The following is a 284-nucleotide window of genomic DNA, read 5'->3' as shown; positions in this document are numbered from 1 at the left end:
AACTTACTTTTTTCATTTCGCGACCTACATCGCCGAAAAAGTTCGTTAAACGCATCTGCGGGACCTCCAGTGTATTATTTCAATTATTTATTTTGTTTCCTTGTGAACTGTATGCTGATTGCATGTTTTACAAAACTTTTTTATTTCAAGTCGCTCTATTGAGCTCGTATCTTTCATAGTAGAGTAGTTTCGATTTTTACACTCTTCACATGAGAGTACAACTTTTTTCCTCATTAGTTACACCAACCTTGTAACATTATGTCCCTAAAAATGTATCATACAAT

At 33.8% G+C, this 284-nt stretch carries 1 protein-coding gene; it reads right to left on the bottom strand.

Annotated elements, in window-relative coordinates:
* Positions 1-87: 87 nt before the first annotated feature.
* Positions 88-234, bottom strand: a complete 147-nt coding sequence (gene rpmG / locus FE392_RS22600) for a 50S ribosomal protein L33 (protein ID WP_014481927.1) — start codon at positions 232-234, stop codon at positions 88-90.
* Positions 235-284: the final 50 nt, after the last annotated feature.

The sequence above is a fragment of the Xenorhabdus santafensis genome (assembly GCF_033949405.1).
Taxonomy (GTDB): domain Bacteria; phylum Pseudomonadota; class Gammaproteobacteria; order Enterobacterales; family Enterobacteriaceae; genus Xenorhabdus; species Xenorhabdus santafensis.
This window is presented reverse-complemented; position numbering and strand designations above follow the sequence as displayed.

What these genes read in the sequence shown, in the direction of transcription:
- rpmG (WP_014481927.1), bottom strand. Translation starts at nt 234, where the DNA reads ATGAGGAAAAAAGTTGTACTCTCATGTGAAGAGTGTAAAAATCGAAAC.